The organism is Pseudomonas sp. CCC4.1, assembly GCF_035019225.1.
Classification (GTDB): domain Bacteria; phylum Pseudomonadota; class Gammaproteobacteria; order Pseudomonadales; family Pseudomonadaceae; genus Aquipseudomonas; species Aquipseudomonas bubulae.
Genome location: NZ_JASJWL010000013.1, coordinates 58040 through 84970 on the forward strand (window position 1 = coordinate 58040; position 26931 = coordinate 84970).

The 26931-nt window shown below is 56.2% G+C and carries 21 protein-coding genes; 8 read left to right on the forward strand and 13 right to left on the reverse strand.

Annotation, left to right across the window (positions count from 1 at the left end):
* Positions 1–16: 16 nt before the first annotated feature.
* From rsmG to rpmH, 8 genes are all read right to left on the reverse strand, one after another.
* A complete protein-coding gene (gene rsmG, locus QN377_RS08025) occupies positions 17–661 on the reverse strand; it encodes a 16S rRNA (guanine(527)-N(7))-methyltransferase RsmG (protein ID WP_094999576.1) in 645 nt (214 codons plus the stop codon).
* On the reverse strand, positions 658–2550 hold the full coding sequence (gene mnmG, locus QN377_RS08030; RefSeq protein WP_095017926.1) for a tRNA uridine-5-carboxymethylaminomethyl(34) synthesis enzyme MnmG: 1893 nt from the start codon (positions 2548–2550) through the stop codon (positions 658–660). Before mnmG ends, rsmG begins: the two co-directional genes overlap by 4 nt.
* A 504-nt stretch (positions 2551–3054) precedes the next feature.
* The gene (locus QN377_RS08035) at positions 3055–4671 is read right to left on the reverse strand and encodes an ABC-F family ATP-binding cassette domain-containing protein (protein ID WP_095017925.1); all 1617 of its coding nucleotides are present in this window, start codon (positions 4669–4671) and stop codon (positions 3055–3057) included.
* 269 nt (positions 4672–4940) lie between these two features.
* Positions 4941–6308 carry a tRNA uridine-5-carboxymethylaminomethyl(34) synthesis GTPase MnmE gene (mnmE, locus tag QN377_RS08040; protein ID WP_094999578.1) on the reverse strand — a complete coding sequence of 456 codons (1368 nt, stop codon included), beginning with the start codon at positions 6306–6308 and terminating at the stop codon, positions 4941–4943.
* A gap of 80 nt (positions 6309–6388) precedes the next feature.
* Positions 6389–8071: a membrane protein insertase YidC gene (gene yidC / locus QN377_RS08045; protein WP_094999579.1), complete on the reverse strand. Its 1683-nt coding sequence runs from the start codon at positions 8069–8071 to the stop codon at positions 6389–6391.
* Between the two features lie 13 nt (positions 8072–8084).
* The gene (gene yidD / locus QN377_RS08050) at positions 8085–8318 is read right to left on the reverse strand and encodes a membrane protein insertion efficiency factor YidD (RefSeq protein ID WP_019828647.1); all 234 of its coding nucleotides are present in this window, start codon (positions 8316–8318) and stop codon (positions 8085–8087) included.
* Positions 8311–8712, reverse strand: a complete 402-nt coding sequence (gene rnpA, locus QN377_RS08055) for a ribonuclease P protein component (RefSeq protein ID WP_019828646.1) — start codon at positions 8710–8712, stop codon at positions 8311–8313. The genes yidD and rnpA overlap by 8 nt, the downstream gene beginning before the upstream one ends.
* A gap of 16 nt (positions 8713–8728) precedes the next feature.
* Positions 8729–8863: a 50S ribosomal protein L34 gene (rpmH, locus tag QN377_RS08060; protein WP_003213577.1), complete on the reverse strand. Its 135-nt coding sequence runs from the start codon at positions 8861–8863 to the stop codon at positions 8729–8731.
* A 563-nt stretch (positions 8864–9426) separates the two neighbouring features.
* On the opposite strand from rpmH, the gene dnaA reads away from it, so the two are divergent.
* From dnaA to gyrB, 4 genes are read left to right on the forward strand one after another with little or no spacing between them, the layout of a single operon-like run.
* The gene (dnaA, locus tag QN377_RS08065; RefSeq protein WP_094999580.1) at positions 9427–10926 is read left to right on the forward strand and encodes a chromosomal replication initiator protein DnaA; all 1500 of its coding nucleotides are present in this window, start codon (positions 9427–9429) and stop codon (positions 10924–10926) included.
* Between the two features lie 38 nt (positions 10927–10964).
* Positions 10965–12068: a DNA polymerase III subunit beta gene (dnaN, locus tag QN377_RS08070; RefSeq protein ID WP_016782864.1), complete on the forward strand. Its 1104-nt coding sequence runs from the start codon at positions 10965–10967 to the stop codon at positions 12066–12068.
* A gap of 21 nt (positions 12069–12089) precedes the next feature.
* A complete protein-coding gene (gene recF / locus QN377_RS08075) occupies positions 12090–13193 on the forward strand; it encodes a DNA replication/repair protein RecF (protein WP_094999581.1) in 1104 nt (367 codons plus the stop codon).
* 5 nt (positions 13194–13198) lie between these two features.
* A complete protein-coding gene (gene gyrB / locus QN377_RS08080) occupies positions 13199–15616 on the forward strand; it encodes a DNA topoisomerase (ATP-hydrolyzing) subunit B (RefSeq protein WP_016782862.1) in 2418 nt (805 codons plus the stop codon).
* A 71-nt stretch (positions 15617–15687) separates the two neighbouring features.
* Here the strand turns inward: gyrB and QN377_RS08085 are convergent, their stop codons facing one another.
* The gene (locus QN377_RS08085) at positions 15688–16575 is read right to left on the reverse strand and encodes a LysR family transcriptional regulator (RefSeq protein WP_094999582.1); all 888 of its coding nucleotides are present in this window, start codon (positions 16573–16575) and stop codon (positions 15688–15690) included.
* Positions 16576–16726: 151 nt separating this feature from the next.
* Here QN377_RS08085 and QN377_RS08090 point away from each other — a divergent pair, with 151 nt between their 5' ends.
* The 3 genes from QN377_RS08090 to QN377_RS08100 all read left to right on the forward strand — a co-directional run bounded on the left by QN377_RS08090 (position 16727) and on the right by QN377_RS08100 (position 21547).
* A complete protein-coding gene (locus QN377_RS08090; protein ID WP_095017924.1) occupies positions 16727–18388 on the forward strand; it encodes a GMC family oxidoreductase in 1662 nt (553 codons plus the stop codon).
* A 90-nt stretch (positions 18389–18478) separates the two neighbouring features.
* Positions 18479–20101 carry an MFS transporter gene (locus QN377_RS08095; RefSeq protein ID WP_094999584.1) on the forward strand — a complete coding sequence of 541 codons (1623 nt, stop codon included), beginning with the start codon at positions 18479–18481 and terminating at the stop codon, positions 20099–20101.
* Between the two features lie 228 nt (positions 20102–20329).
* Positions 20330–21547 carry a class I SAM-dependent methyltransferase gene (locus QN377_RS08100; protein ID WP_322213896.1) on the forward strand — a complete coding sequence of 406 codons (1218 nt, stop codon included), beginning with the start codon at positions 20330–20332 and terminating at the stop codon, positions 21545–21547.
* A gap of 254 nt (positions 21548–21801) precedes the next feature.
* Here the strand turns inward: QN377_RS08100 and QN377_RS08105 are convergent, their stop codons facing one another.
* The 4 genes from QN377_RS08105 to glyQ all read right to left on the reverse strand — a co-directional run bounded on the left by QN377_RS08105 (position 21802) and on the right by glyQ (position 26198).
* Positions 21802–22572, reverse strand: a complete 771-nt coding sequence (locus QN377_RS08105) for a lysophospholipid acyltransferase family protein (RefSeq protein WP_094999585.1) — start codon at positions 22570–22572, stop codon at positions 21802–21804.
* Positions 22573–22649: 77 nt separating this feature from the next.
* Positions 22650–23189 (reverse strand): D-glycero-beta-D-manno-heptose 1,7-bisphosphate 7-phosphatase, encoded by a 540-nt coding sequence (gene gmhB / locus QN377_RS08110; protein ID WP_165446529.1) that lies wholly within the window; start codon positions 23187–23189, stop codon positions 22650–22652.
* A gap of 4 nt (positions 23190–23193) precedes the next feature.
* A complete protein-coding gene (gene glyS / locus QN377_RS08115) occupies positions 23194–25248 on the reverse strand; it encodes a glycine--tRNA ligase subunit beta (RefSeq protein ID WP_094999587.1) in 2055 nt (684 codons plus the stop codon).
* Positions 25245–26198: a glycine--tRNA ligase subunit alpha gene (glyQ, locus tag QN377_RS08120; RefSeq protein WP_003437964.1), complete on the reverse strand. Its 954-nt coding sequence runs from the start codon at positions 26196–26198 to the stop codon at positions 25245–25247. The genes glyS and glyQ overlap by 4 nt, the downstream gene beginning before the upstream one ends.
* A gap of 81 nt (positions 26199–26279) precedes the next feature.
* On the opposite strand from glyQ, the gene QN377_RS08125 reads away from it, so the two are divergent.
* Entirely contained in the window at positions 26280–26837 is a 558-nt protein-coding gene (locus QN377_RS08125; protein ID WP_095020604.1) for a DNA-3-methyladenine glycosylase I, read from the forward strand.
* The last annotated feature ends 94 nt before the right edge of the window (positions 26838–26931 follow it).

A 26931-nucleotide genomic window follows, 5' to 3' on the forward strand; every position in this document is an offset into this window, starting at 1 on the left:
TTGCTTGCGTTCCCAATCATGCCGTGCGGCGCAGTATCAGCAGATGGCGTTGGCCTTGGCAACCCGGAACGGTCAAGGCGTGTTCGCCATCGAGACGAAAATCAGACGGCAATGCTACCAGCTCATCGGCCGGATGAACGCCCTTCATTGCCAACCAGCGGGTTTCGCTGTTGCCAAGGTGGCGCGTCCAGTTGCTGAAGTTCTCCATGCTGCTGAAAGCCCTGGAAACAATTCCGTTGAAAGGCTGCTCAGGCTGGAATTCTTCGACGCGACTGTGGATAACTTGCAGGTTATCCAGCTTCAGCTCGAGTTTTACCTGGGTCAGGAAACGGGTTTTCTTGCCGTTGCTGTCCAGGCAGGTCACTTGCGACTCGGGAAACAGGATCGCCAGGGGAATACCCGGCATGCCGCCGCCACTGCCCACATCCAGCCAACGGCCATTTTCGATGAAGGGCATCACGCTCAGACTGTCGAGCAAATGACGCGACACCATCTCGTCCGGGTTACGCACAGCCGTGAGGTTGTAGGCCTTGTTCCATTTGATCAATAGGGCCAGATAACCCAGCAATTGCTGATGCTGATGCTCGGTCAGTGCGACGCCCAGCTGGCGTGCACCTGTGGATAACTCTTCGGCGTGTTGTGCGGTTACCAGCGAACTCAAGCGTTTTGCTCCAACGTGCGGCCAGCGCCGCGCTTTTTCAGGTGAATCATCAACAGGGAAATTGCCGCAGGGGTCACACCCGGGATACGCGAAGCCTGGCCCAGGGTCTCGGGACGTGTTGCGCCCAACTTGCTCTGAATCTCTTTCGACAGACCGGAGATGGTCGTGTAATCGATATCCACAGGCAGCTTGGTATTTTCACTGGCACGCAGACGGGCAATTTCGTCTTGTTGACGATCGATATAACCGGCGTACTTGGTTTTGATCTCAACCTGCTCGGCAACCAGCGGGTCTTCTGCCCCCTGCCCGGTCACTTCAACCAGGCCGGCGTAATCAATTTCGGGGCGGGTCAGCAGGTTGAGCAAATTGTATTCATGGGTCAGCGGTGTGCCGAACTTGGCAGCAATGGCATCACCCTGCTCGGTACCCGGACGAACCCAGGTACTTTTGAGGCGTTGTTCTTCCTGCGCGATGCTTTCGCGCTTGGTGCAGAAAGCCGCCCAACGAGCGTCGTCGACCAGGCCCAGTTCGCGGCCTTTTTCAGTCAAGCGCATGTCGGCGTTGTCTTCGCGCAGGATCAGGCGGTATTCGGCGCGGGAAGTGAACATCCGGTACGGTTCTTGAGTACCCAGGGTAATCAGGTCGTCGACCAATACTCCGATGTACGCCTCATCCCGGCGCGGGCACCAGCTTTCCTTGCCCTGTGCGAGCAATGCCGCGTTGGCGCCAGCCAGCAAACCCTGGGCGCCGGCTTCTTCGTAACCGGTGGTGCCGTTGATTTGCCCGGCAAAGAACAAGCCGCCAATCACTTTGGTTTCGAGGCTGTACTTCAGGTCGCGTGGATCGAAGTAGTCGTACTCGATGGCATAGCCCGGGCGCACGATATGGGCGTTTTCCATACCGCGAATCGATTGCACGATCTGGATTTGCACGTCGAACGGCAAGGAGGTGGAAATCCCGTTCGGGTACAGCTCGTGCGTGGTCAAACCTTCCGGCTCGATAAAGACCTGATGGCTTTCCTTGTCGGCAAAGCGATGGATCTTGTCTTCAATCGACGGGCAGTAACGCGGGCCAATACCTTCGATCACGCCTGAATACATCGGCGAACGATCAAGGTTGGAGGCAATGATTTCGTGAGTGCGGGCGTTGGTATGGGTAATCCAGCAGCTGACCTGGGCCGGGTGCTGTTCCTTGTTGCCCATGAACGACATGACAGGAATCGGTGTATCACCCGGTTGCTCGGTCATTACCGAGAAATCCACAGAACGGCCATCGATACGCGGTGGCGTCCCGGTTTTCAGGCGACCGACTCGCAGGGGCAGTTCACGCAGACGGTGTGCCAGGGCAATCGAAGGTGGATCACCGGCCCGACCGCCCGAGTAATTCTGCATGCCGATGTGGATAAGTCCACCGAGGAAAGTGCCTGTGGTCAGAACCACGGCATCAGCCATAAAACGCAGGCCCATCTGGGTCTCTACGCCACGGACTTGATCCTGTTCAACGATCAGGTCATCAGCGGCCTGTTGAAATATCCACAGGTTGGGCTGGTTTTCCAGGATTTCGCGTACGGCGGCCTTGTACAGGATGCGGTCGGCCTGTGCACGGGTCGCCCGTACTGCCGGGCCTTTGCGTCCGTTGAGTACGCGGAACTGAATACCGCCTTTATCGGTGGCTATCGCCATCGCGCCGCCAAGGGCATCGATTTCTTTAACCAGATGGCTTTTACCAATCCCGCCAATTGCAGGATTGCAGCTCATTTGCCCGAGGGTTTCCACGTTGTGGGTCAACAGCAGGGTTTTCACACCCATACGTGCTGAAGCAAGTGCAGCCTCGGTTCCGGCGTGACCGCCGCCGATGACGATCACTGCAAAACGGGAAGGGAAATTCACCACGCACCTCGTGCCTGTTACTAGGGGTTTTTTGGATAGACCGCGAAGTATAGGGACTTCGCCCTTCTTAAAGAACCCTTTGCACAAAATTTAACCAGCTGTGGATAAGGGCAAGATAGATAAATAAATAGAGAAGAAATTTATAAAGCTTTGTTTTTATGTTTATTTCTACTGAGGCTACTTTCTGTGGATAGATTACTACAGGCTATATTTTACGTACTGTACAGAGGATCAAAAGTCTGTGGTTATGCACTGATGAGGGGTTGGGATAAGTGCTTTAAGCCTGTGGGTAAAATAGGTGCTTATCCACAGGTGTGGTTATCTTCAGTTTTCAGACCTACTTACCCACTGACCTGAGGGCCAGTTATGCACAGGGCTTATTCCCGTGTTTGGGTGCTTTCGAGCCAATAAACAGGCAGCCGAAAAACGCTTGAAGGCGCAATCCGGCAAGCGGTCGGACGTTCGGTCAATGATTAATGTGATAAACGGTAGCCAACAGCCCCGTTAGACGGGGCAAAGCAGCCAGCCTGTGGGTGAGGCCTTGAGCCTGTGGGTAATTCCGATTGCGGCCAGAAACACATCATCGTGTGAGGTAACGATCAGAGTGCCCGGGTAATGCTTGAGCATGCTTTCCAGGGCTTGAACGGAAGGCAGATCCAGGTGATTGGCCGGTTCATCGAGCAGTAACAGCTGTGGTGGGGATTGTGTATAAAACACGCAGGCCATCGCCGCTTTCAAGCGTTCACCGCCACTGAGCCGATGGGATGGCAGGTTGATACGATCGGCATTGAGGCCCAATTGCGCCAGCCGGGTACGTAATTCTCCTTCACTCAGTTGCCGGTTAAGTGACTGCAACTGCTCAAGAACTGACCGAGCCGGTTCCAAAACGCCCAGGTGCTGGTCGAGGTAAGTGCTGGTGACCAGGGTCCTGGCCTGACCGGAAACAACCGTTAGTTGCCCGGCCAATACCTTGAGCAAGGTCGACTTGCCGCAGCCGTTCGGGCCGGTCAAGGCAATGCGCTGGCCTCGCGTAACGGCAAGATTGATCCTGCGCAGTTGTTGCGCCCCATAAGGCAGGCGGGCCTCTATCAACTCGGCAATTTGAGCCGGCGAGCCAGAGCAAGGCTGCGGCGCAGAGATAAAGATGGCCTGCTGCTCTTCTACCTGATTCGCAGCCTGACGGACCTGCACAGATAATTGCTCGCGAGCCGCATCCTGCTGTACCCGCAACTTACCGCTGCTGGCCTGGCTGCGCTCCTTTTGCCGGCCCAGCAAAATCTTCGCCTGATTGGCGTCAGCAGCCTGTTTCCGGCCACGGGATTGTTTGCGCTCAAGACTTTCCCTTTGCTCACGCAGGGTCTGTTCCTGACGCTTGCGCTCCAGCCGGTATGCCGCCAGCTGTTGTTGTGCCGCTTGCAGTTGCCCGGTTTTGGCCTGTGCATAAAACGAGTAACCGCCGCCGTAACTGGTGAGGCCCTGTGGTGACAGCTCAACGATGCGCTCCATATTTTCCAGCAAGGCGCGATCATGGCTGATAACAAGTAATCCTTCTGGCCACTGCTGCAACTGTTCATGCAGGGCAAGTCGATGCTGGTGATCCAGATGATTGGTGGGCTCATCCAGGATCAACAGGTCGGCTTTCGACAAAAAGGCGCCCAGCAGAGCCACGCGCATGGCTTCACCACCGCTGAGTGCTGATGCAGGAGTCGAAAGGGTCAGGTGTGCAAGCTTGTTGCGGCTTAGCTGATCGAGCAGTTGCTGGCGGATATTCCAGCGTTCGCCCACACAGTCAAAGTCCGCTTGGGCGCTGCTGCCCCGCTCTATTCGCTCAAGGGCGCTAATGACTGGTTGCACGCCAGCAAGCTCGGCAAGGGTGTGATTGGGGTCATGGCTGACTTGCTGCGTCAGGTAATACACCGTGCCATTACGGATGCAGTGGCCGGTTGAGGGCAAGAGATCCCCTGCCATGATGCGCGCCAATATGCTCTTGCCCACACCATTGCGCCCTACCAGGCCGGTGCGGCGCTGGTCGAGATGCAGATCAATATCTGAAAACAGGGAACTGCCATCGGGCAGATGATAAGAAACGCCTTGCAGCGTTACAGAGGTAACGTGAGCCATACGCACTCCAGAGATGCACAGATCTACCCCCTGTTGCAGGGGAATCAAGAACTGGCCGCAAGCATCGCGGCGGCATCAATGGCGCATCGGACTAATACCTCGTGTGAATGTGGATAACTGTAGCAGCTGCCGTAGGAACGATGCTGCGTTCGGCGACGTAGTCGTCGTAAATCCTGAGCTCCGGTTTTAACTGGCACACCACAGTGTCTGATTTTACGACGGCTGTGCCGCCGGACGCAGCCTCGTTCCTACGGCAGCTGCTACGAGGGTCATTTACCGATACAGAAGCTGGAGAAGATCCGCCCCAGCAGGTCATCCGAACTGAATGCCCCGGTAATTTCGCCAAGGGAATGCTGTGCCTGGCGCAAATCTTCGGCCAATAGCTCCCCGGCGCCCGCCAGGGTCAGTTGTGCCCTGCCATGCTCAAGTGCCTTGCTGGCGTGCTGCAATGCCTCCAGATGGCGGCGGCGTGCGCTGAAGCTGCTCTCCGAGGTCTGCTCATAGCCCATGCAGGCCTTGAGGTGTTCCCGCAGCAGGTCCAGGCCTTCTGTAGATCTGGCACTCAGGCTGATGGTGACATGGCCATCTTCACTGACTTCAAGGGCTACATTCTCACCGCTTAGATCCGCCTTGTTGCGGATCAAGGTCACCTTCGCCGGATCCGGGCGTTGTTCAAGAAACTCTGGCCACAGGGCAAACGGGTCATCAGCTTCCGGTGCCGTGGCATCAACCACCAGCAATACCCTATCAGCTTCACCAATGGCCTTGAGTGCGCGCTGCACGCCAATTTTCTCAACCTGGTCATCGGTGTCGCGCAGACCTGCGGTGTCGACAACGTGCAATGGCATGCCATCAATGTGGATATGTTCGCGTAACACATCACGGGTAGTACCCGCGATTTCGGTCACGATCGCCGCTTCACGCCCGGCCAGGGCATTGAGCAGGCTCGATTTTCCAGCATTGGGCCGCCCGGCAATCACCACGGTCATGCCGTCGCGCAGCAAAGCACCCTGGCCGGCTTCGCGCTGTACGGTGGATAACTCTTCACGAACCTTGTCGAGCATACCGAGCACATGGCCATCGGCGAGGAAGTCGATTTCTTCTTCCGGGAAATCAATCGCTGCTTCGACATAGATACGCAAACCGATCAATTGCTCGGTCAAGTTATGCACACGTTGAGAGAAAGCACCCTGCAAGGAACGTAATGCGTTACGCGCAGCCTGTGCAGAACTTGCCTCGATCAGGTCGGCAATCGCCTCGGCCTGGGCCAGGTCGAGCTTGTCATTCAAAAAGGCCCGCTCGCTGAACTCCCCCGGACGGGCCAAACGGCAGCCCAACTGGATGCAGCGCTGCAGCAGCATATCCAGAACAATCGGACCGCCGTGGCCCTGCAGTTCAAGGACGTCTTCGCCGGTAAAGGAGTTGGGCCCGGGGAAGTAGAGTGCTATGCCTTCATCCAGCACTTCGCGGTTGTCGCCGTAAAAAGGGCCGTAATGGGCATAGCGCGGTTTTAGTTCGCGTTCGCTGAACGCTTTGGCCGCAACACGGGCGAGTGGGCCGGAAATACGTACGATCCCCACACCACCTCGGCCTTGGGCGGTCGCTACTGCAGCAATAGTCTCTGCCGGAACACTCATAAAACAGGCCTCAAAACAAAAGTGACGGATAGCAAAACGCCCCACTAGGGGGCGTTTTGAGTGGTGCGTATCAGAGTAAGTTACTCAGCGACTTTTTTGGTAGCCGCTTCGACTTTACGCGTGATGTACCACTGTTGAGCGATGGACAGGCAGTTGTTCACAACCCAGTACAGCACCAGACCAGCCGGGAACCACAGGAAGAAGAAGGTGAAGATGATTGGCATCAGCTTCATCACCTTGGCCTGCATCGGATCCGGCGGAGTCGGGTTCAGACGCTGCTGGATGAACATGGTTGCGCCCATGATGATCGGCAGAATGAAGAACGGGTCTTTGATCGACAGGTCGGTAATCCAGAGCATGAACGGCGCCTGGCGCATTTCAACACTTTCCAGAAGTACCCAGTACAAGGACAGGAAGACCGGCATCTGCACCAGAATCGGCAAGCAGCCGCCCAGTGGATTGATCTTCTCTTTCTTGTACAGCTCCATCATCGCTTGCGACATTTTCTGGCGGTCATCACCGAACTGCTCTTTCAGAGCGGCCAGTTTTGGTGCCACAGCGCGCATGCGGGCCATCGACTTGTAGCTGGCGGCCGACAGAGGGAAGAAGATCCCTTTGATCAGCATGGTCAGGAAGATGATCGACCAGCCCCAGTTACCGACCAGGCTGTGGATATGTTGCAGCAGCCAGAAGATAGGCTGGGCAATGAACCACAGGATGCCGTAGTCAACCGTCAGTTCCAGGCCTGGGGACAACTCTTTGAGTACACCCTGGCTTTTCGGACCGGCATACAACGTAGCGCTGGTTTCAGCGGTTTTGCCCGGCTCAACAGTCAATGTTGGGCCAGTGAAACCGATGATGTAGTTGCCTTGGTTGTCTTTGCGGGTCTGAACGACGTTGTTATCGCCTTTCTGAGGGATCCACGCGGTCACAAAGTAGTGCTGCAACCAGGCAACCCAGCCGCCTTGTACGGTTTCTTTCAGCTGAGCCTTGTCGATATCTTTCATCGACACTTTTTTGTACGGCTCTGCACTTGTCCACAGGGCAGCGCCCAGGTAAGTCGCAGTACCGGTGGCGGTGCTGGAAGAAGGATCGGAGCTGGCATCACGCTTCAATTGCGCGAACAGGTTGCCGTTCCACGGCTTGCCGCTCTCGTTATCAATCAGATAGCTGACTTGTACATCGTACAAACCACGCTTGAGCGTGAAGCGTTTGATGTAGTTGATGCCGTTTTCGCTGAATTTCAGATCAACAACCAGTTGATCCTGACCTGGGGCCAGTTCGTAGGTCTTTTTCTCGGTGCTGAAAACAGGACGACCTGACGGACGGGCGTCCGGGCCATCAACGCCTGTCAGGCCACTTTGGGCCAGATAGGTGCGTTCGTTGCCGTTATCGAACAACTGGAAAGGAACATCCGGGTGATCCTGGCGACGTGGATAAAGCGGCAGACGCAGCTGGGCAATATCACCACCCTGTGGATCAATCGCGATATCCAGAACATCCGTTTTTACGTGGATGAGGTCTTTGCTTGCAGCCACCGGGGTTTCAGTCGGTGTGCTGGTATCGGTATTGGCGCTGGGTACATCGGCACTGTTTGCAACGTTGTTACCTGAAACCGTATCGGGCAAAGCCGGTGCGGTGGTGCTGGCGGCAACATTCTGAGTCGGCAGGGCAGCTTGGCCGTAGTCCTGGTTCCATTTCAGAACCATAACGTAGGACACGACTGCGAGAGCGACGATCAGGATCGTGCGTTTAATATCCATGATTACTCGGCCATCAAGAAGAACGGGAGGTAGGGATAGGTGGAACCGGGTCGTAACCACCGGGATTCCACGGGTGACAGCGACCTAAACGACGAAAGGTCAGCCAGCCGCCGCGCAGAAGGCCATGATTTTCGATGGCTTCCAACGCGTAGCAGGAACAACTGGGGTAGAAACGGCAGTGGCTGGCCATCAAAGGACTAATGGCATAACGATAAAACTGGATCGGAACGAGTGCCAGTTTACGCATCAGGACTGCCTACCCCTACAGTTTCGGTTTTAACCGCTGGAACTGGCGTGTTACGGGCCAGACGCTTCCAGAGTTTGCCGAAATGCTGAATCAATTCGGGGTTCTCTACGTCACCCAAACCTTTGCGCGCGACGATAACGATATCCCAACCAACCAGTAAATCCTGGTGGAGACGAAACGATTCACGCATCAAACGCTTAAGGCGATTGCGCTCAACGGAGAGCTTTACGCTCTTTTTCCCGATCACTAACCCCAGGCGGGGGTGATCAAGATCGTTGCTACGCGCAAGGAGCAGGAGATTTTTCCCCGGAACCTTGCCGGTGGGGGAGTCAAAGACTGCCTTGAAATGTCGGGGAGTGAGTAACCGCTTTTCCCGACTGAAGTCCTGACTCACCACCATTGTCTGATTATCAAACTGCCAGACGTGCACGGCCTTTGGCGCGGCGACGCGACAGGACTGCACGGCCGTTTTTAGTAGCCATGCGAGCACGGAAACCGTGAGTGCGGGCGCGTTTGATAGTGCTTGGTTGGAAAGTACGTTTCATGTCGTGCTACCTGGTTCGTCCACAACGGGCCGGAATGGCCCCCGTTTTAAGAGACCGGCGATTCTAGAGAATGCAAGCCGATAGGTCAATTTCCAACCAACGTTTACTGCTAAATAGATGTTTGCCGTTTTGCACCAGTCTTGTGCCTGCCAACTATAGAAATAAAAAAACGAAGTATTTAAAGCTCTTTTAAAGAACTTACTACTCTTATAGAGCCGTTCTGCTGTGGATAACTCTATGCAGCCCTTGTAGAGCAAGGTTTTCAGAGAACAGAAAGGTTGTCCACAAGCGGTGCTTTGCCTGTGCTGCACCCTCGGAAAAGCTGTGCATGAAAGGGCTACTTATCCACAGCCGTGTTATGCACAGAGTTTTACCCCCACTTGTGCAACGAGCTCAGGCCCGCTTATCCACAGACCTTATGCACATACCATTTGTCGCTTTGTTCACAGTAAAAAGCCTGTCAACGCCTTATATGCAGGTCAGCTACATGTGGATAAGTGGGGCGGCGGTCGCTACAATGGCGCCTGTTTTTGCCTCACCGGCTTTCAACTTAGGGGATATCCGTGTCAGTGGAACTTTGGCAGCAGTGCGTGGAGCTTTTGCGCGATGAGCTGCCTGCCCAGCAATTCAACACCTGGATCCGTCCACTACAGGTCGAAGCCGAAGGCGACGAGTTGCGTGTGTATGCACCCAACCGATTCGTTCTCGACTGGGTTAACGAAAAATACCTGAGCCGTTTGCTTGAACTGTTGAATGAGCACAGCAATGGCATGGCGCCAGCGTTGTCCTTGTTAATAGGCAGCAAACGCAGCTCGGCGCCTCGTGCTGCCCCCAATGCGCCCTTGGCTGCATCGGCTTCTCAGCAAGCCCCGGCGCCGAGCGCGCCTGCGCCTGCAGTCTCTGCACCCGCGCCCAAGCAGTCCGAGCCCGCCAGCGAAGAGCCTTCGCGTGCCAGCTTCGACCCGATGGCCGGCGCCAGCTCGCAGCAAGCACCCGTGCGCGCCGAACAGCGCACCGTTCAGGTTGAAGGTGCCCTGAAGCACACCAGCTACCTGAACCGCACCTTTACCTTTGAAAACTTCGTCGAGGGCAAGTCCAACCAACTGGCCCGCGCTGCGGCGTGGCAAGTGGCGGATAACCCCAAGCATGGTTACAACCCGCTCTTCCTTTATGGCGGCGTAGGTCTGGGTAAAACTCACTTGATGCACGCGGTGGGTAACCACCTGTTAAAGAAGAACCCGAATGCCAAGGTCGTATACCTGCATTCCGAGCGTTTTGTAGCTGATATGGTTAAAGCCCTGCAGCTCAATGCCATCAACGAGTTCAAGCGCTTCTACCGTTCGGTCGATGCTTTGCTTATCGATGACATTCAATTCTTTGCGCGTAAGGAACGGTCCCAGGAAGAGTTCTTCCACACCTTCAACGCCCTGCTTGAAGGCGGTCAGCAAGTGATTCTGACCAGTGACCGTTACCCGAAAGAAATCGAAGGCCTCGAAGAGCGTCTGAAGTCGCGCTTTGGCTGGGGACTGACGGTTGCCGTCGAGCCGCCGGAGCTAGAGACCCGCGTAGCGATCCTGATGAAGAAGGCCGATCAGGCCAAGGTTGATCTGCCCCATGATGCAGCCTTCTTTATTGCCCAGCGCATTCGCTCCAACGTGCGTGAGCTCGAAGGCGCGCTCAAGCGCGTTATCGCTCACTCGCACTTTATGGGCCGCGACATCACCATCGAGCTGATTCGCGAATCCCTAAAAGACTTGCTGGCGCTGCAAGACAAACTCGTCTCTGTGGATAACATCCAGCGCACCGTGGCCGAGTACTACAAGATCAAGATCTCGGACTTGTTGTCCAAGCGCCGTTCGCGCTCGGTAGCGCGACCACGCCAGGTCGCCATGGCACTGTCCAAGGAACTGACCAACCACAGCCTGCCGGAAATCGGCGATGTGTTTGGCGGTCGCGATCACACCACGGTTTTGCACGCATGCCGCAAGATCAACGAACTCAAGGAATCCGACGCGGACATCCGCGAGGACTACAAGAACCTGCTGCGAACTCTGACAACCTGATGACACCAGCGCAGCTTATTAAGGCAAGGGACTAGACCATGCATTTCACCATTCAACGCGAAGCCCTGTTGAAACCCCTGCAACTGGTCGCCGGCGTAGTAGAACGCCGCCAGACCTTGCCGGTATTGTCCAACGTGCTGTTGGTTGTCGAAGGCCAGCAACTGTCGCTGACCGGTACTGACCTTGAAGTCGAGCTGGTCGGTCGGGTGCAACTTGAAGAGCCGGCCGAGCCAGGCGAAATCACCGTGCCTGCGCGCAAGCTGATGGATATCTGCAAAAGCCTGCCCAACGATGCACTGATCGACATCAAACTTGATGACAACAAACTGGTGGTCAAGGCAGGCCGTAGCCGCTTTACCCTGTCGACGTTGCCGGCCAACGATTTCCCGACGGTTGAAGAAGGTCCGGGTTCGCTGACCTGCAGCCTGCAGCAGAGCAAGTTGCGTCGTCTGATCGAGCGCACCAGCTTTGCCATGGCCCAGCAGGACGTTCGTTACTACCTCAACGGTATGCTGCTGGAAGTGTCGGCCGGGATCATCCGTGCCGTAGCTACCGACGGTCACCGTTTGGCCATGTGCTCGATGAAAGCCGATATCGGCCAACCAGACCGTCACCAGGTGATCGTACCGCGCAAGGGTATCCTCGAGCTGGCGCGCCTGCTGACCGAGCCAGACGGCGAAGTGAGCATCGTTCTGGGTGCACACCATATCCGAGCGACCACCGGCGAGTTCACCTTTACCTCCAAGCTGGTAGACGGCAAGTTCCCGGACTACGAGCGCGTTCTGCCTAAAGGCGGTGACAAGGTGGTGATCGGTGACCGTCAGGCACTGCGTGAAGCGTTCAGCCGTACCGCGATCCTGTCCAACGAAAAGTACCGCGGTATTCGCCTTCAACTGGCCAATGGCCAGCTGAAAATCCAGGCCAATAACCCGGAGCAGGAAGAAGCGGAAGAAGAAGTTGGCGTTGATTACAACGGCGGCTCCCTGGAGATCGGCTTCAACGTGAGCTACCTGCTGGACGTACTGGGCGTCATGACCACTGAACAAGTGCGTCTGATCCTGTCGGACTCCAACAGCAGCGCCCTGGTCCAGGAGTCGGACAACGACGACTCGGCCTACGTTGTCATGCCGATGCGCCTGTAACTTATGCACAGCCCACGCTAGATGTCCCTCAGTCGTGTCACAGTCACCGCGGTGCGTAACCTGCACCCGGTGACCTTCTCCCCCTCCCCCCGCATCAATATTCTGTACGGCGCCAACGGCAGCGGCAAAACCAGCGTGCTGGAAGCTATCCACCTGCTAGGGTTGGCGCGGTCGTTTCGCAGTGTGCGGCTGAACCCCGTTATCCAGCATGAGCAGCAGAGCTGTACAGTTTTTGGTCAGGTAGAACTGGCAGAAGGCGGACACAGTGCACTGGGTGTCTCGCGGGATCGTCAGGGGGAGTTCCAGATTCGTATCGACGGCCAGAATGCGCGCAGTGCTGCGCAATTGGCCGAGATACTTCCGCTGCAATTGATCAACCCGGACAGCTTCCGACTTCTTGAAGGGGCCCCAAAGATCCGCAGGCAATTTCTCGACTGGGGCGTGTTCCATGTTGAACCGCGGTTCATGTCGACCTGGCAGCGGCTACAGAAGGCCCTGCGGCAGCGGAACTCATGGCTGCGGCATGGTACACTCGACGCCGTTTCACAAGCGGCCTGGGACCGGGAACTGTGCCTGGCCAGTGCTGAAATTGATGAATACCGCCGCGCCTACATCAAAGCCTTGAAACCAGTCTTTGAGCAGACCCTGAGCGAGCTGCTGGATCTCCAGGGGTTAACGCTGAGCTATTACCGTGGTTGGGATAAAGACCGTGAGCTGAGTGCTGTACTCGCCGCGTCTGTCCACCGGGACCAGCAAATGGGGCATACCCAGGCGGGGCCACAACGTGCTGATTTGCGCCTTAAGCTGGGTGCAAATAACGCCGCAGATATTTTGTCGCGGGGGCAGCAGAAGTTGGTGGTCTGCGCGCTGCGCATCGCTCAGGGGCACTTGGTCAGCCAGGCCCGGCGAGGCCAATGTATTTATCTGGTGGATGACTTGCCGTCCGAACTGGACGAGCAGCATCGCAACGCACTGTGTCGCTTGTTGGAAGACTTACGCTGCCAGGTATTCATTACCTGTGTAGACCACGAATTATTGAGGGAAGGCTGGCAGACGGAAACGCCAGTTGCCCTGTTCCACGTGGAACAGGGCTGTATCACCCAGACCCACGACCATCGGGAGTGAAGGCATTGAGCGAAGAAAACACGTACGACTCAACGAGCATTAAAGTGCTGAAAGGCCTTGATGCCGTACGCAAACGTCCCGGTATGTACATTGGTGATACTGACGATGGCAGCGGTCTGCACCACATGGTGTTCGAAGTAGTCGACAACTCCATCGACGAAGCGCTGGCTGGCCATTGCGACGACATCACCATCACGATCCACCCGGACGAGTCCATCACCGTGCGCGATAACGGCCGCGGTATTCCGGTTGACGTGCATAAAGAAGAAGGCGTATCTGCAGCCGAGGTCATCATGACCGTGCTGCACGCCGGCGGTAAGTTCGATGACAACTCCTACAAAGTATCCGGCGGCTTGCACGGTGTAGGTGTTTCGGTGGTAAACGCCCTGTCCGAACTGCTGGTCCTGACTGTACGCCGCAGTGGCAAGATCTGGGAACAGACCTACGTCCACGGTGTTCCTCAGGCGCCTATGGCTATTGTGGGTGAAAGCGAAACCACGGGTACGCAGATCCACTTCAAGCCTTCGGCTGAAACCTTCAAGAATATCCACTTTAGCTGGGACATCCTGGCCAAGCGGATTCGTGAACTGTCCTTCCTGAACTCCGGTGTGGGTATCGTCCTCAAGGACGAGCGCAGCGGCAAGGAGGAGCTGTTCAAGTACGAAGGTGGCCTGCGTGCATTCGTTGATTACCTGAACACCAACAAGAACCCTGTGAACCAGGTGTTCCACTTCAATGTTCAGCGTGAAGACGGCATCGGCGTAGAAATCGCCCTGCAGTGGAACGACAGCTTCAACGAGAACCTGTTGTGCTTCACCAACAACATTCCACAGCGCGATGGTGGCACGCACTTGGTGGGCTTCCGCTCTGCCCTGACGCGTAACCTCAACACGTACATCGAAGCTGAAGGCCTGGCCAAGAAGCACAAGGTCGCCACCACCGGTGATGACGCCCGTGAAGGCTTGACCGCGATCATCTCGGTGAAAGTGCCGGATCCAAAGTTCAGCTCGCAGACTAAAGACAAGCTGGTGTCTTCCGAAGTGAAGACCGCTGTTGAACAGGAAATGGGCAAGTTCTTCTCCGACTTCCTGCTGGAACACCCGAACGAAGCCAAGTTGATTGTCGGCAAGATGATCGACGCAGCCCGTGCTCGTGAAGCTGCACGTAAAGCCCGTGAGATGACCCGTCGTAAAGGCGCGTTGGACATCGCGGGCCTGCCGGGCAAGCTGGCTGACTGCCAGGAAAAAGACCCTGCTCTGTCCGAACTGTACCTGGTGGAAGGTGACTCTGCTGGCGGCTCCGCCAAGCAGGGTCGCAACCGTCGTACCCAAGCCATCCTGCCGTTGAAAGGTAAAATCCTCAACGTCGAGAAAGCCCGTTTTGACAAGATGATCTCTTCGCAAGAAGTCGGCACCTTGATCACTGCGCTGGGCTGTGGCATCGGCCGCGAAGAGTACAACATCGACAAACTGCGCTATCACAACATCATCATCATGACCGATGCTGACGTTGACGGTTCGCACATCCGTACCCTGCTGCTGACCTTCTTCTTCCGTCAGTTGCCGGAGCTGATCGAGCGTGGCTACATCTACATCGCCCAGCCACCGTTGTACAAAGTGAAAAAGGGCAAGCAAGAGCAGTACATTAAAGACGACGAGGCCATGGAAGAGTACATGACCCAGTCGGCTCTTGAAGATGCCAGCCTGCACTTGAACGAAGATGCCCCTGGCATCTCCGGTGAGGCACTGGAGCGTCTGGTGTACGACTTCCGCATGGTGATGAAGACCCTCAAGCGTTTGTCGCGCCTGTACCCTCAGGAGCTGACCGAGCACTTCATCTACCTGCCGGCTGTAAGCCTTGAGCAGTTGGGTGACCACGCTGCCATGCAGGACTGGATGGCCAAGTTTGAAGAGCGTCTGCGTCTGGTCGAGAAATCGGGCCTGGTCTACAAAGCCAGCCTGCGTGAAGACCGTGAGCGTAATGTCTGGTTGCCAGAGGTCGAACTGATCTCCCACGGCCACTCGACGTTCATCACCTTCAACCGCGACTTCTTCGGCAGCAACGATTACAAAACCGTTGTGACCCTGGGCGCTCAACTGAGCACCCTGCTGGATGAAGGCGCCTATATCCAGCGTGGCGAACGTCGCAAGCAAGTGACCGAGTTCAAGGAAGCACTGGACTGGTTGATGGCTGAAAGTACCAAACGTCACACCATCCAGCGCTACAAAGGTCTGGGTGAAATGAACCCGGATCAGCTCTGGGAAACCACGATGGACCCAAGCGTACGTCGCATGCTGAAAGTCACCATCGAAGACGCGATCGGCGCCGATCAGATCTTCAACACCTTGATGGGCGATGCTGTAGAACCACGTCGTGAATTCATCGAGAGCAACGCACTGGCAGTGTCCAACCTGGATTTCTGATCCTGTTTTGACCCGCAGTACCCAAAAAGGCCAACGCTCAGCGTTGGCCTTTTTTAATGGCTAAAAAATGACTATGGCGCCAGCAGCACCGCCCTCTCCTCGCGGCACAACTCCAGTAAAAAATCCCACACCACCCTCAACCTTACGGATTTGTGCAGTTCCCGGCGGGTGCTGATCCAGTAACTGCGTTGCACAGACTCGCCCGGCAATACACGCACCAGGTCGGGGTCGTCAGCGGCCATGTAGTTGGGCAATACGGCGATACCCAGGCCGGCGCGAGCGGCTTGTTGCTGGGCAATGACGCTGGTGCTGCGAAAGGTCACGGTCGGGGTGCGGCAGAAGGTATTGAGGAACAGCAGCTCCTGACTGAACAACAGGTCGTCGACGTAGCCGATCCAGTAGTGGTTGGCCAGATCGTCGCGGCTGTTCAGAGGCGGCGCCTTGTCCAGATAAAGGCGGCTGGCATAGAGCGCGAGCCGGTAGTCAGTGAGTTTGCGAGTTATCAACAGGTCGGCGTTGGGACGGTCCAGATGAATACTGATTTCTGCTTCGCGGTTGAGGATGCTGACGAAGCGCGGTACTGCGACCAGTTCCACCTCCAGACCTGGATAACGCTCAAACAAACCCCGCAGTCGCGAGGTGATAAACATGATGCCAATGCCCTCGGTGACACCCAGACGGATTTTGCCCAAGGGGGTGAGGGACTGGTTGATTTCTTCCTGGGCCAGCAGTGCGACGTTTTCCATCGCTTCGGCATGTTTGAGCAAGGCTTGCCCGGCCGGGGTCAGTTCGTACCCCTGGGCATATTGCACAAATAAAGCCGCGCCCAAGTGTTGCTCGATGCTCTCAATATGCCGTGCAACGGTGCTATGGGTGGTGTTCAGGCGCTTGGCGGCGGTGAGTAAACGTCCGCTGCGCTGCAACTCCAGGAAGTACCGCATGTCATTCCAGTCGAACATGATCAACCCCCAGAGCGCTACATCAGATGTGGCTTACGGATGACTGTGCAAAAACGCACAAGCCATGGGTGAAATCTCGCGTTTGCAACACGAAAATAATCAATAGGATGGTGTAGGACAAGAACAATAAATAAAAGGCGCGAGGTGATACATGCCATCAGCCAACAAGGTGTACGACTACATCATCGTGGGTGCCGGGCCTGCAGGTTCAGTGCTGGCCAATCGGCTGTCTGCCGATCCTCGCCACAACGTGTTGCTGCTCGAAGCGGGCGGGCAAGATAACTACCCCTGGATCCATATTCCTGTGGGTTACCTGTATTGCATCGGTAACCCGCGCACCGACTGGTGTTTCAAGACCGAAACCCAGGCCGGTTTGCAAGGTCGCAGCCTGAGCTACCCACGGGGTAAGGTCTTGGGCGGCAGCTCGTCCATCAACGGCATGATTTATATGCGCGGCCAGGCGGGTGATTACAACCGCTGGGCCGAGTTGGGCAATTCGGGCTGGGGCTGGGATGACGTATTGCCATTGTTCAAACGCAGCGAAAAGCACTTTGCCGGCAATTCTGAGCTGCATGGCAGTGAAGGTGAGTGGCGGGTTGAGCAGCAGCGCTATTCATGGCCGATTCTCGACGCGTTTCGTGACGCCGCCGCGCAAAGCGGAATTGCCAGCGTCAGCGATTTCAACGGTGGCGATAACCAGGGCTGTGGATACTTTCAAGTCAACCAGCGCTCCGGTGTGCGCTGGAATGCCTCAAAGGCTTTTCTGCGGCCAATACTCAAGCGCCCCAACCTGACGGTTTTGACCGACGTGCAAGTCGACAAAGTGCTGCTTGAAAACGGCCGGGCCACCCAGGTCAGTGCGCGCTGGCAAGGCGCACAGCATACCTTCACGGCCGGTTGCGAGATTATCCTTTGCGCCGGTTCGATTGGCTCTCCTGGCATCTTGCAGCGCTCGGGTATTGGCCCGCGGCCTTTGCTCGAAAGCCTGGGGATAACTGTGCTGCATGAGCTGCCCGGGGTGGGGGGGAATTTGCAGGACCACTTGCAGTTACGCTTGATCTTCAAACTGACCAAGGCCCGAACCCTCAACCAGGTCGCCAATAGCGTGTGGGGTAAAGTCGGCATGGGCCTGCGATATGCCTACGACCGCAGTGGTCCTTTGGCGATGGCCCCCAGTCAGCTGGGGGCGTTCGTCAAATCCGACCCTGATCAGTTATCTGCCAACTTGCAATACCACGTCCAGCCGCTGTCCCTTGAGCGTTTTGGCGAGCCGCTGCACACCTTCCCGGCCTTTACCGCCTCGGTGTGCAACTTGCGACCAAAAAGCCGGGGGCGCGTGGATATCCGTTCGGCAAACCCGGATGACGCACCGCTGATCGACCCCAATTACCTGAGCCACCCTGATGATCTCAAGGTAGCAGCCGATGCCATACGCCTGACTCGGCGTATCGTGGCCAGCGCAGCTCTGCAGGCCTTTACCCCTGAGGAATATCTGCCAGGCAAGGACTTGCAGACCGAACAAGAGCTGTACGACGCAGCTGCCCGTATTGGTACGACGATTTTTCACCCCGTGGGCACTTGCCGCATGGGCCAGGACGCCGAGGCAGTGGTCGATGCCCAATTGCGCGTTCATGGGGTACCGGGTTTGAGGGTGGCAGACGCTTCGATCATGCCCAGCATCGTGTCGGGTAATACCTGTTCTCCGACCCTGATGATTGGCGAAAAAGCCGCGCAGCTGATTTTGCAGGCTTCGCTTGAAACACCGCAGTACACAGCAGGCGTTAACCGCACGGCAGCTATACCGGTCGCCTGAAGGCGATCGTGGTTTCGGGCGCAGTCATCCGGAACCGGCAGTGGACAACAACAATAATCACTGTGGCCCATAGGGCCGAGGACTTTGCACATGTCAGACGCACTTGCACAACAGGCGGCTACCGTCAAAGGAACGACCGGGCGCGAAGAGCGCAAAATCATTTTTGCGTCATCCCTCGGGACCGTTTTCGAGTGGTATGACTTTTTCTTGTATGGCGCTTTGGCCACCGTGCTCAGCAAGCAGTTCTTTGCTGGGGTCAACGACACCACGGCGTTTATTTTTGCCTTGATGGCCTTCGCCGCAGGCTTTTTGGTGAGACCCTTCGGGGCACTGGTGTTCGGTCGATTGGGTGACATGATCGGGCGTAAATACACCTTCCTCATGACCATCATCTTGATGGGTTTATCGACCTTCGCTGTCGGCCTGTTGCCGACCTACGCCAGCATCGGTATCGCTGCCCCGATCATGCTCGTGGTATTGCGCATGCTCCAGGGGCTGGCGCTGGGCGGTGAATACGGCGGTGCAGCCACTTACGTGGCTGAACACGCCGCACCGGGCAAGCGTGGCTTCAACACCAGCTGGATTCAATCGACTGCCACCTTGGGTTTGTTGTTGTCGCTGCTGGTGGTGCTGAGTTGCCGGTACCTGACCGGTGACCAGTTTGAAGTCTGGGGCTGGCGCCTGCCGTTTCTGCTGTCCATCGTGCTGCTGGGCATCTCGACCTGGATTCGCATGAGCATGCACGAGTCGCCAGCGTTCGTGAAAATGAAAGCCGAAGGTAAAACCAGCAAGTCGCCGATCCGCGAATCGTTCGGTAAATGGGAAAACCTCAAGATCGTGCTGATTGCCCTGTTCGGTATCAACGCTGGCCAGGCGGTAACCTTCTATACCGCGCAGTTCTATGTGCTGTTTTTCCTGACACAGATGCTCAAGATGGACCCGGCCCAGGCCAATCTCTTACTGATTATCAGCGTAGTAATCGGGGCACCGTTCTTTATATTCTTCGGCTGGCTGTCTGACCGTGTGGGGCGCAAGCCGATCCTGATGCTTGGCCTGTTATTGGCCACAGTCCTGTACTTTCCGCTGTTCAAAGCATTGAGCCATTACGCCAACCCGCAGATTGATACCGCCAGCCGTCAATCACCGATTGTGGTCATGGCCGACCCGGGCACCTGCACCTTCCAGTTTGACCCGGTAGGCAAGGCACGTTTTGACAGCCCGTGCGACAAGGTTAAAACCTTCCTGGTGAAGCAGGGCTTGCCGTATACCTCACAGTCGGCTGCACCGGGCGCTGAAGTTCAAGTGTCGGTAGGTGAACAGAAAATCAGCGGTTTTGACGAAGCGGCCATGCGCGCAGCGATAACCGAAGCGGGTTACCCGGCCAAGGCTGATCCAGGCGCGGTCAACCAGCCAATGGTTGTACTGGTGATGGTACTACTGACACTCATTGCCACCATGACCTACGGCCCACTGGCAGCCGTGATGGTAGAGCTGTTCCCGACTCGCATCCGCTACACCTCAATGTCCCTGCCCTACCATATCGGCAACGGCTGGTTCGGTGGTTTTCTGCCCACCGTGTCGTTTGCACTGGTGGTCTACACCGGGGATATCTTCTATGGCCTGTGGTACCCGGTGGTGATCACCGGGGTCAGCCTGGTGGTGGGCATGCTGTGCCTCAAGGAAACGAGGAATGTGAATATCGACAAGGTCTAAGTAACCCGCCTTCCCTTTGAGCGAGCGGTGGAGCGAAGAGCCCCACCGCCTTCCACATTCCCGAACTTGAACGTGGCAATAAAGCCCCATTCAATAACCTGCCCCTCTGTTGTTGTGGTCGGGTCGTCCAAAGCTTTGGACAAGGGCTCATACAAAGTCTCTGGAACCCGCTTTGCTGATAATCCTACTTATAGCCTAGAACGATCATCAGCGAATAAGGAACTCTGTATGTTGCAACTTATCTCACTCTCTCCTAGGGCATTCGACGGTCCATTGGAAAGCTTCGAACCTGTCCAACATCGACTGGACTCAAAGAGTAATTACTTTATCCATGACTATTTAAAGTTGCACGGCGAGAATATTGGCCGACATGCTGATCTTTCCAAAGTACTGACCTATCACTGCGACTCGGATTCTTTTTCAATCAGCAATGAGTACAAGGAACGCTTGATTGCCGATATGGTGGGCCTCGCCAAGGACGTTTCACGAAAGCTTCCCAACGCCGTTTTTATAGAAAAACTGTGCGATTGGTATAGAAACGCGACAACGATCAATAAACAATCCGTTGCGACTGATGTCACTGCTCACCTCAGCAGAAAGGGTAATGACATCGCCACTATGATCATGGAGGTGAATCCAGATTTGGGCCGCGGTTCGAACAAGCTCAAGGTTTTGGATATCGGCGGAAATGACGGCAAGCTGACGTCCTATGTATCCGCCAGTCTGGCCGAGGCCAGCGGCATATATGTCGAGCCCTATGTCCTGGAAGTCGATACTGAAACAGGATGGGACGAAAACAGCAAAACGGTGCAACTCGAGAGTCGCAAGAATTGTGCATCCGTTAAAAAGATCATTTATGACGGCACTAGCATGAGCAGCGGCAAAGTGGCAGGGAGCGATTGTGCAAACCCATTAGTGGAAGGTGGAAAGTTTGATTGCGTCATGTATCAGCATTCACTGCATCACTTCCCCTCCGACGGGGTGCAACAATACAGTATCAAACAAGCCGCCGATCTGCTCAAGGAGGGGGGCGTACTGAGCATCACCGAGCACTCCAGTCGCCTGAGCGGAGATGATATCGACCTGATGCATGTGGTCATTGAGTTGTATAAGAAGCTCCATGAAAACCCGGATATATCGCCCGCACAACTGGAGCGAACCTACAATCAATATATGGAAGCTGAAACACCTGCCAATTATATGTCCCAAGAAAGACTGATCGCCATGGCCACCAATGCTGGATTTACCCCGGTGACGGTCACCCCTACGAGTCCGGGCCCAGACAATGCGTATTTGATAAACTTCGTCAAAGGTGATCAAAAGATGATCGAAAAAACCAGACAGCTGGAAAATCTGGTGTATCCGGCGTCAACCCTCAAGGCCGATCAGTTGAAGTACCAGACCACGTTCATCCCGCATCTGACACGCAGCAATAGCTTTTCCTGACAGCAATGTTGGTTAGGTTGCGATGAATCCAGATATCTTGAATTTACCAAGGTGCAGGATGGCCGCGCGGTAGAAGCAATGAATCGACAGGCACAAAAAACCGGCTGATATAAGCCGGTTTTTTTTGCGCTTAGAAAAACTTATGCACGTATTTAGGTGAAAACTTACAGTCTGAAATAAGCATGAAAATCATAGGCTTACGTCTGTTTTTTCACAAAAAAAGAAAACTTGTGCACAAGTTATCCACAATTTGCTTAGTTCACAATCGTTTCAGAAGGTTTAGCTATAGGAGGCAACGAACCCATGTCGCGCTGAGCCTGCTCGTTCCAGGCCTGTACCCGGTCGTTCAGCTCGGCAATGGCCCGTGGACCGCTGCCGTTGGCGTACATCGGTTCACCGATGACCAGCTCGATGGTGCCAGCCTTTTTCGCCCAGCCCGTCTTGGGCCAGAACTTGCCCGCGTTGTGGGCAATCGGTAGTACCGGTAGTTCGGCGTTGACCGCCAGGGCCGTGCCTCCCCGGGAAAATTTTCCCACCTGGCCAAACGGCACGCGGGTGCCTTCCGGGAAGATCAGCACCCAAATGTTGTCCTTGAGCAGCTCATCACCCTTTTTTGCAATGTGCTTGAGCGCAGCCTTGGGGTTGTCACGGTCGATGGCAATCGGGCGCAGCATCGCCATCGCCCAGCCAAAAAACGGCACATACAGCAATTCGCGTTTGAGTACCTGGCTCAACGGCTGAAAGTAGGCCGAGAGAAAAAACGTCTCCCAGGTACTTTGGTGGTTGGCCAGAATCACGCACGGTCGTTGCGGGATGTTTTCTGCGCCCGTAACCCGAACGTCAATTTTCAAGAACACCCGTGTCAGCCACAGCGCGCAGCGGCACCAGTAAACATTGATAAACCGATAGCGCGCACGGAATGGCAAAAACGGAGCGACAAAAAAGCTCAGCGAGCACCACAGCAGAGAGCTGGTGCCCAGCAGCAGGTAAAAGAAGAAGGTTCTGATGGCCTGCAGTATCGACATAGCGGCTTTTACCGTTGCGGATAAAGCATAAGGGAACAGGCCAGCGCATAACGTGCAGGCCAGTGTTCGAACATGCTTTATTTGTGGATAAGTTCTGCGGCGACTGCCGCCAGATCGTCAAATACTAGAGTATTAACCGGTAACTCTTTGGCCAATGTCTGTAGGCCCTTTCCGGTTTTTACCAAAACTGGCTGAGAATCGACGGCTTGCGCAGCCTGCAAGTCACCCAAACTGTCACCGACGAACCAACATTGGGCCAAATCAACGCCGTAATGGTTGGCAATCGTTTGCAACATGCCAGGTTTGGGCTTACGGCAAGCGCAACCCGCGTCAGGTCCGTGTGGGCAATAGACAATCAATCCGACCTCGCCACCCTGCTCTGCCACCAGCGCCCGCAAGCGGGCGTGCATGGCGTCCAGCGTGGCAACATCATAGTAGCCGCGGGCAATGCCGGACTGGTTGGTCGCGATGGCGACTGTCCAGCCGGCCTTGCTCAACTGCGCAATGGCCTCGATCGCGCCGGGCAGTGGTTGCCACTCCTCGACTGACTTGATGTAAGCGTCGGAGTCGTAATTGATTACTCCGTCCCGATCGAGAATCAGCAGTTTCAACGGCAACCCCTCAGCCCAGCAGTGAAATATCGGCAACACCCAGGAACAGGCCACGCAGACGGGCCAGCAAGGCGTAGCGGTTAGCCCGCACGCTCGGGTCTTCTGCGTTGATCATCACCGCTTCGAAGAACGCATCCACCGGCTCGCGCAACGAGGCCAGACGGGTCAGGGCTTCGTTGTACTGACGGGCAGCAGCCATTGGCTGTACGGCCTCGTCGGCCTTCTGGATGGCCGAGAACAGCGAGAACTCACAGGCATTGTCGAAATAGCGGGCTTCAACGTGGGTCGAAACCGTGCCTTCAACCTTGCTCAGCAGGTTCGAAACGCGTTTGTTCACGGCGGCCAGTGCAGCGGCTTCCGGCAACTGGCGGAACGCTTGTACGGCTTGCACGCGCTGATCGAAGTCCAGCGCCGACGTTGGGTTGAGGGCACGTACCGACAGGTAAGTGGCCACGTCCACGCCTTCGTCTTCGTAACGCGCCCGCAGACGGTCGAAGATGAATTCCAGAACCTGATCCGCCAGACCGGCCGACTTGATCTTGGCCCCAAAAGCGCTGACAGCGAATTTCACTGCTTCAGTCAGGTCGAGGTCGAGTTTCTTGTCGATCAGGATGCGCAGGATACCCAGCGCTGCACGACGCAGTGCGTACGGGTCTTTGCTGCCTGTAGGCAACATGCCAATGCCGAAAATACCCACCAGGGTGTCGAGCTTGTCGGCGATGGCCACTGCAGCACCGGTCAGGGTGCTCGGCAACTCCGCGCCCGCGCCACGCGGCATGTACTGCTCGTTCAACGCCAGGGCGACGTCTTCAGGCTCGCCGTCATTCAGCGCGTAGTAGTAACCGGCAATGCCTTGCATCTCCGGGAACTCACCGACCATTTCCGTGGCCAGGTCGCACTTGGACAGCAAACCGGCACGGGCGGCACGCGGTGCGTCACCGCCAATGCGCGGGGCAATGAATGCCGCCAGTTTCGAAACACGCTCAGCCTTGTCGTAAACACTGCCCAGTTGGGCCTGGAATACCACGTTTTGCAGACGCAGGTTGAAGCTCTCGAGTTTTTGCTTCTTGTCTTGCTTGAAGAAGAACTCGGCATCGGTCAGGCGCGGGCGAACCACTTTCTCGTTACCCGAGATGATCTGCTGCGGGTCTTTGCTCTCGATGTTGGCCACGGTAATAAAGCGCGGGAGCAATTTGCCATCGACGTCCAGCAGGCAGAAGTACTTCTGGTTGTCCTGCATGGTGGTGATCAGGGCTTCTTGCGGGACGTCCAGGAAGCGCTCTTCAAACGAGCACACCAGCGGCACCGGCCATTCAACCAGCGCGGTCACTTCGTCGAGCAGGGCCGGCGGCACGATAGCGCTGCCTTCCTGCATCGTCGCCAGCTCGGCCACACGCTTGGAAATCAGCTCGCGACGCTCAAAGAAATCGGCCAGCACGTAGGCTTTGCGCAGGTCTTCGGCGTAGTTGGCCGGGGCGCTGATGCGCACGTTTTCCGGGTGATGGAAGCGGTGGCCACGGGACTCACGACCGGCTTTTTGCGCAAGGATCGTGCAATCGATGACCTCGTCGCCCAGCAGCATGACCAGCCACTGGGTTGGACGTACGAACTCGACCTTGCGCGCGCCCCAGCGCATACGCTTGGGGATCGGCAGGTCATTGAGCGAGTCTTCAACGATGGTCGGCAGCAGGCTGGCGGTCGGCTTGCCGACGATCACCTGGCTGAAACGCAGTTTCGGGCCGCTCTGGTCGATTTCGCTCAGCTCAACACCGCATTTTTTGGCAAAGCCAAGGGCTGCCTGGGTCGGGTTGCCTTCGGCATCGAAAGCAGCTTGACGTGGCGGGCCGTCGATATTGATGCTGCGGTCAGGCTGCTGGGTTTCCAGCTGGGTCAGCAGAACGGCCAGGCGGCGCGGTGCGGCGTAGACTTTTTTCGCGCTGAATTTCAGACCGGCTGTTTGCAGGCCTTTTTCAATCCCGGCGAGAAATGCATCAGCCAGGGTATTGAGGGCTTTTGGTGGCAGTTCTTCAGTGCCCAGTTCAACCAGAAAATCTTGAGCACTCATTGTGCTGCCTCCAACTTAGCCAACACTTCATCACGTAAATCCGGCGGAGCCATCGGGAAGCCCAGCTTGGCGCGAGCTTCAAGGTAGGCCTGAGCCACCGAACGCGCCAGGGTACGCACACGCAGGATGTATTGCTGACGCGCGGTCACGGAAATGGCGCGGCGGGCATCCAGCAGGTTGAACGTGTGGGATGCCTTGAGCACCATTTCGTAGCTTGGCAACGGCAGCGGCTGGTCGAGTTCGATCAGGCGCTTGGCTTCGCTTTCATAGAAATCGAACAGTTCGAACAGTTTGTCGACGTTGGCGTGTTCGAAGTTGTAAGTCGACTGCTCGACTTCGTTCTGATGGAACACGTCGCCGTAGGTCACTTTGCCGAACGGGCCGTCAGTCCATACCAGGTCGTAGACAGAATCCACGCCCTGCAGGTACATAGCCAAACGCTCAAGGCCGTAGGTGATTTCGCCGGTAACCGGGTAGCACTCAATGCCGCCTACTTGCTGGAAGTAGGTGAACTGGGTGACTTCCATACCGTTGAGCCAGATTTCCCAGCCCAGACCCCAGGCGCCCAGTGTTGGCGATTCCCAGTTGTCTTCTACGAAACGGATATCGTGGACCAGTGGGTCCAGGCCGATATGTTTCAGCGAACCCAGGTACAGCTCCTGGAAGTTTGGCGGGTTTGGCTTCAAAACCACCTGGAACTGGTAGTAGTGCTGCAAACGGTTCGGGTTTTCGCCGTAGCGGCCGTCAGTCGGACGACGACTGGGCTGCACATAAGCGGCGTTCCAGGTTTCCGGGCCCAGAGAGCGCAAAAACGTGGCGGTATGGAATGTGCCGGCGCCCACTTCCATATCGTAGGGCTGAAGCACCACACAACCTTGCTCGGCCCAGTATTGCTGGAGGGCGAGGATCAAGTCTTGGAAGGTACGCACTGCTGGCGTAGGCTGGCTCACAAATTCACCTGTTTCTTGGGCTGCGATTTAAAGAGCGGGAGTATACCCGATTCGGTCGCCCCTCCACCCCCTGGAGCCTATATGCCACGTTGCTTCTGGTGTTCAGAAGATCCGCTGTATGCCGCTTATCACGATCAAGAGTGGGGCGTGCCGTTGCGCGATGCGCATGGGCTGTTCGAGTTGTTATTGCTCGAAGGGTTCCAGGCAGGTTTGTCATGGATCACGGTTTTGAAGAAGCGCGAGCACTATCGCAAGGTCATGTTTGGCTTTGATGTGCAGCGTTTGGCAGTTATGACGGACACTGAAATCGAGGTTTTGTTGCAGGATCCGGGGATTATCCGCAACCGTCTCAAGGTGGCCGGAGCACGACGCAATGCCCGGGCCTGGCTGGCTCTGGACAACCCGGTGGAGTTTTTATGGTCGTTTGTGGGTGGTAAACCGAAGATCAACCACTTTACTGAACGCCATGAATTCCCTGCGGTGACGCCAGAGGCCGAAGCCATGAGCAAAGGCCTGAAAAAAGCCGGTTTTACGTTCGTCGGCCCGACCATTTGCTACGCCTTTATGCAGGCCAGCGGCATGGTTATGGACCATGCCACGTATTGCGACCGTTACGCGGAACTGGCCAACGGCGGTTAGAATGTCTTTTTTCGCCACACGCATAACCCGTAGCAGCTGCCGAAGGCTGCGTCCGGCGGCGCAGCCGTCGTGAAGTCAGGCCCTGCGATGTGTC

What these genes read in the sequence shown, in the direction of transcription:
- QN377_RS08100 (WP_322213896.1), top strand. Translation starts at nt 20,330, where the DNA reads ATGTTGCAACTTATCTCACTCTCTCCTAGGGCATTCGACGGTCCATTG.
- rpmH (WP_003213577.1), bottom strand. Translation starts at nt 8,863, where the DNA reads ATGAAACGTACTTTCCAACCAAGCACTATCAAACGCGCCCGCACTCAC.
- recF (WP_094999581.1), top strand. Translation starts at nt 12,090, where the DNA reads ATGTCCCTCAGTCGTGTCACAGTCACCGCGGTGCGTAACCTGCACCCG.
- QN377_RS08095 (WP_094999584.1), top strand. Translation starts at nt 18,479, where the DNA reads ATGTCAGACGCACTTGCACAACAGGCGGCTACCGTCAAAGGAACGACC.
- QN377_RS08035 (WP_095017925.1), bottom strand. Translation starts at nt 4,671, where the DNA reads ATGGCTCACGTTACCTCTGTAACGCTGCAAGGCGTTTCTTATCATCTG.
- dnaN (WP_016782864.1), top strand. Translation starts at nt 10,965, where the DNA reads ATGCATTTCACCATTCAACGCGAAGCCCTGTTGAAACCCCTGCAACTG.
- yidD (WP_019828647.1), bottom strand. Translation starts at nt 8,318, where the DNA reads ATGCGTAAACTGGCACTCGTTCCGATCCAGTTTTATCGTTATGCCATT.
- QN377_RS08090 (WP_095017924.1), top strand. Translation starts at nt 16,727, where the DNA reads ATGCCATCAGCCAACAAGGTGTACGACTACATCATCGTGGGTGCCGGG.
- QN377_RS08125 (WP_095020604.1), top strand. Translation starts at nt 26,280, where the DNA reads ATGCCACGTTGCTTCTGGTGTTCAGAAGATCCGCTGTATGCCGCTTAT.
- yidC (WP_094999579.1), bottom strand. Translation starts at nt 8,071, where the DNA reads ATGGATATTAAACGCACGATCCTGATCGTCGCTCTCGCAGTCGTGTCC.
- QN377_RS08085 (WP_094999582.1), bottom strand. Translation starts at nt 16,575, where the DNA reads ATGTTCGACTGGAATGACATGCGGTACTTCCTGGAGTTGCAGCGCAGC.
- mnmE (WP_094999578.1), bottom strand. Translation starts at nt 6,308, where the DNA reads ATGAGTGTTCCGGCAGAGACTATTGCTGCAGTAGCGACCGCCCAAGGC.
- glyS (WP_094999587.1), bottom strand. Translation starts at nt 25,248, where the DNA reads ATGAGTGCTCAAGATTTTCTGGTTGAACTGGGCACTGAAGAACTGCCA.
- QN377_RS08105 (WP_094999585.1), bottom strand. Translation starts at nt 22,572, where the DNA reads ATGTCGATACTGCAGGCCATCAGAACCTTCTTCTTTTACCTGCTGCTG.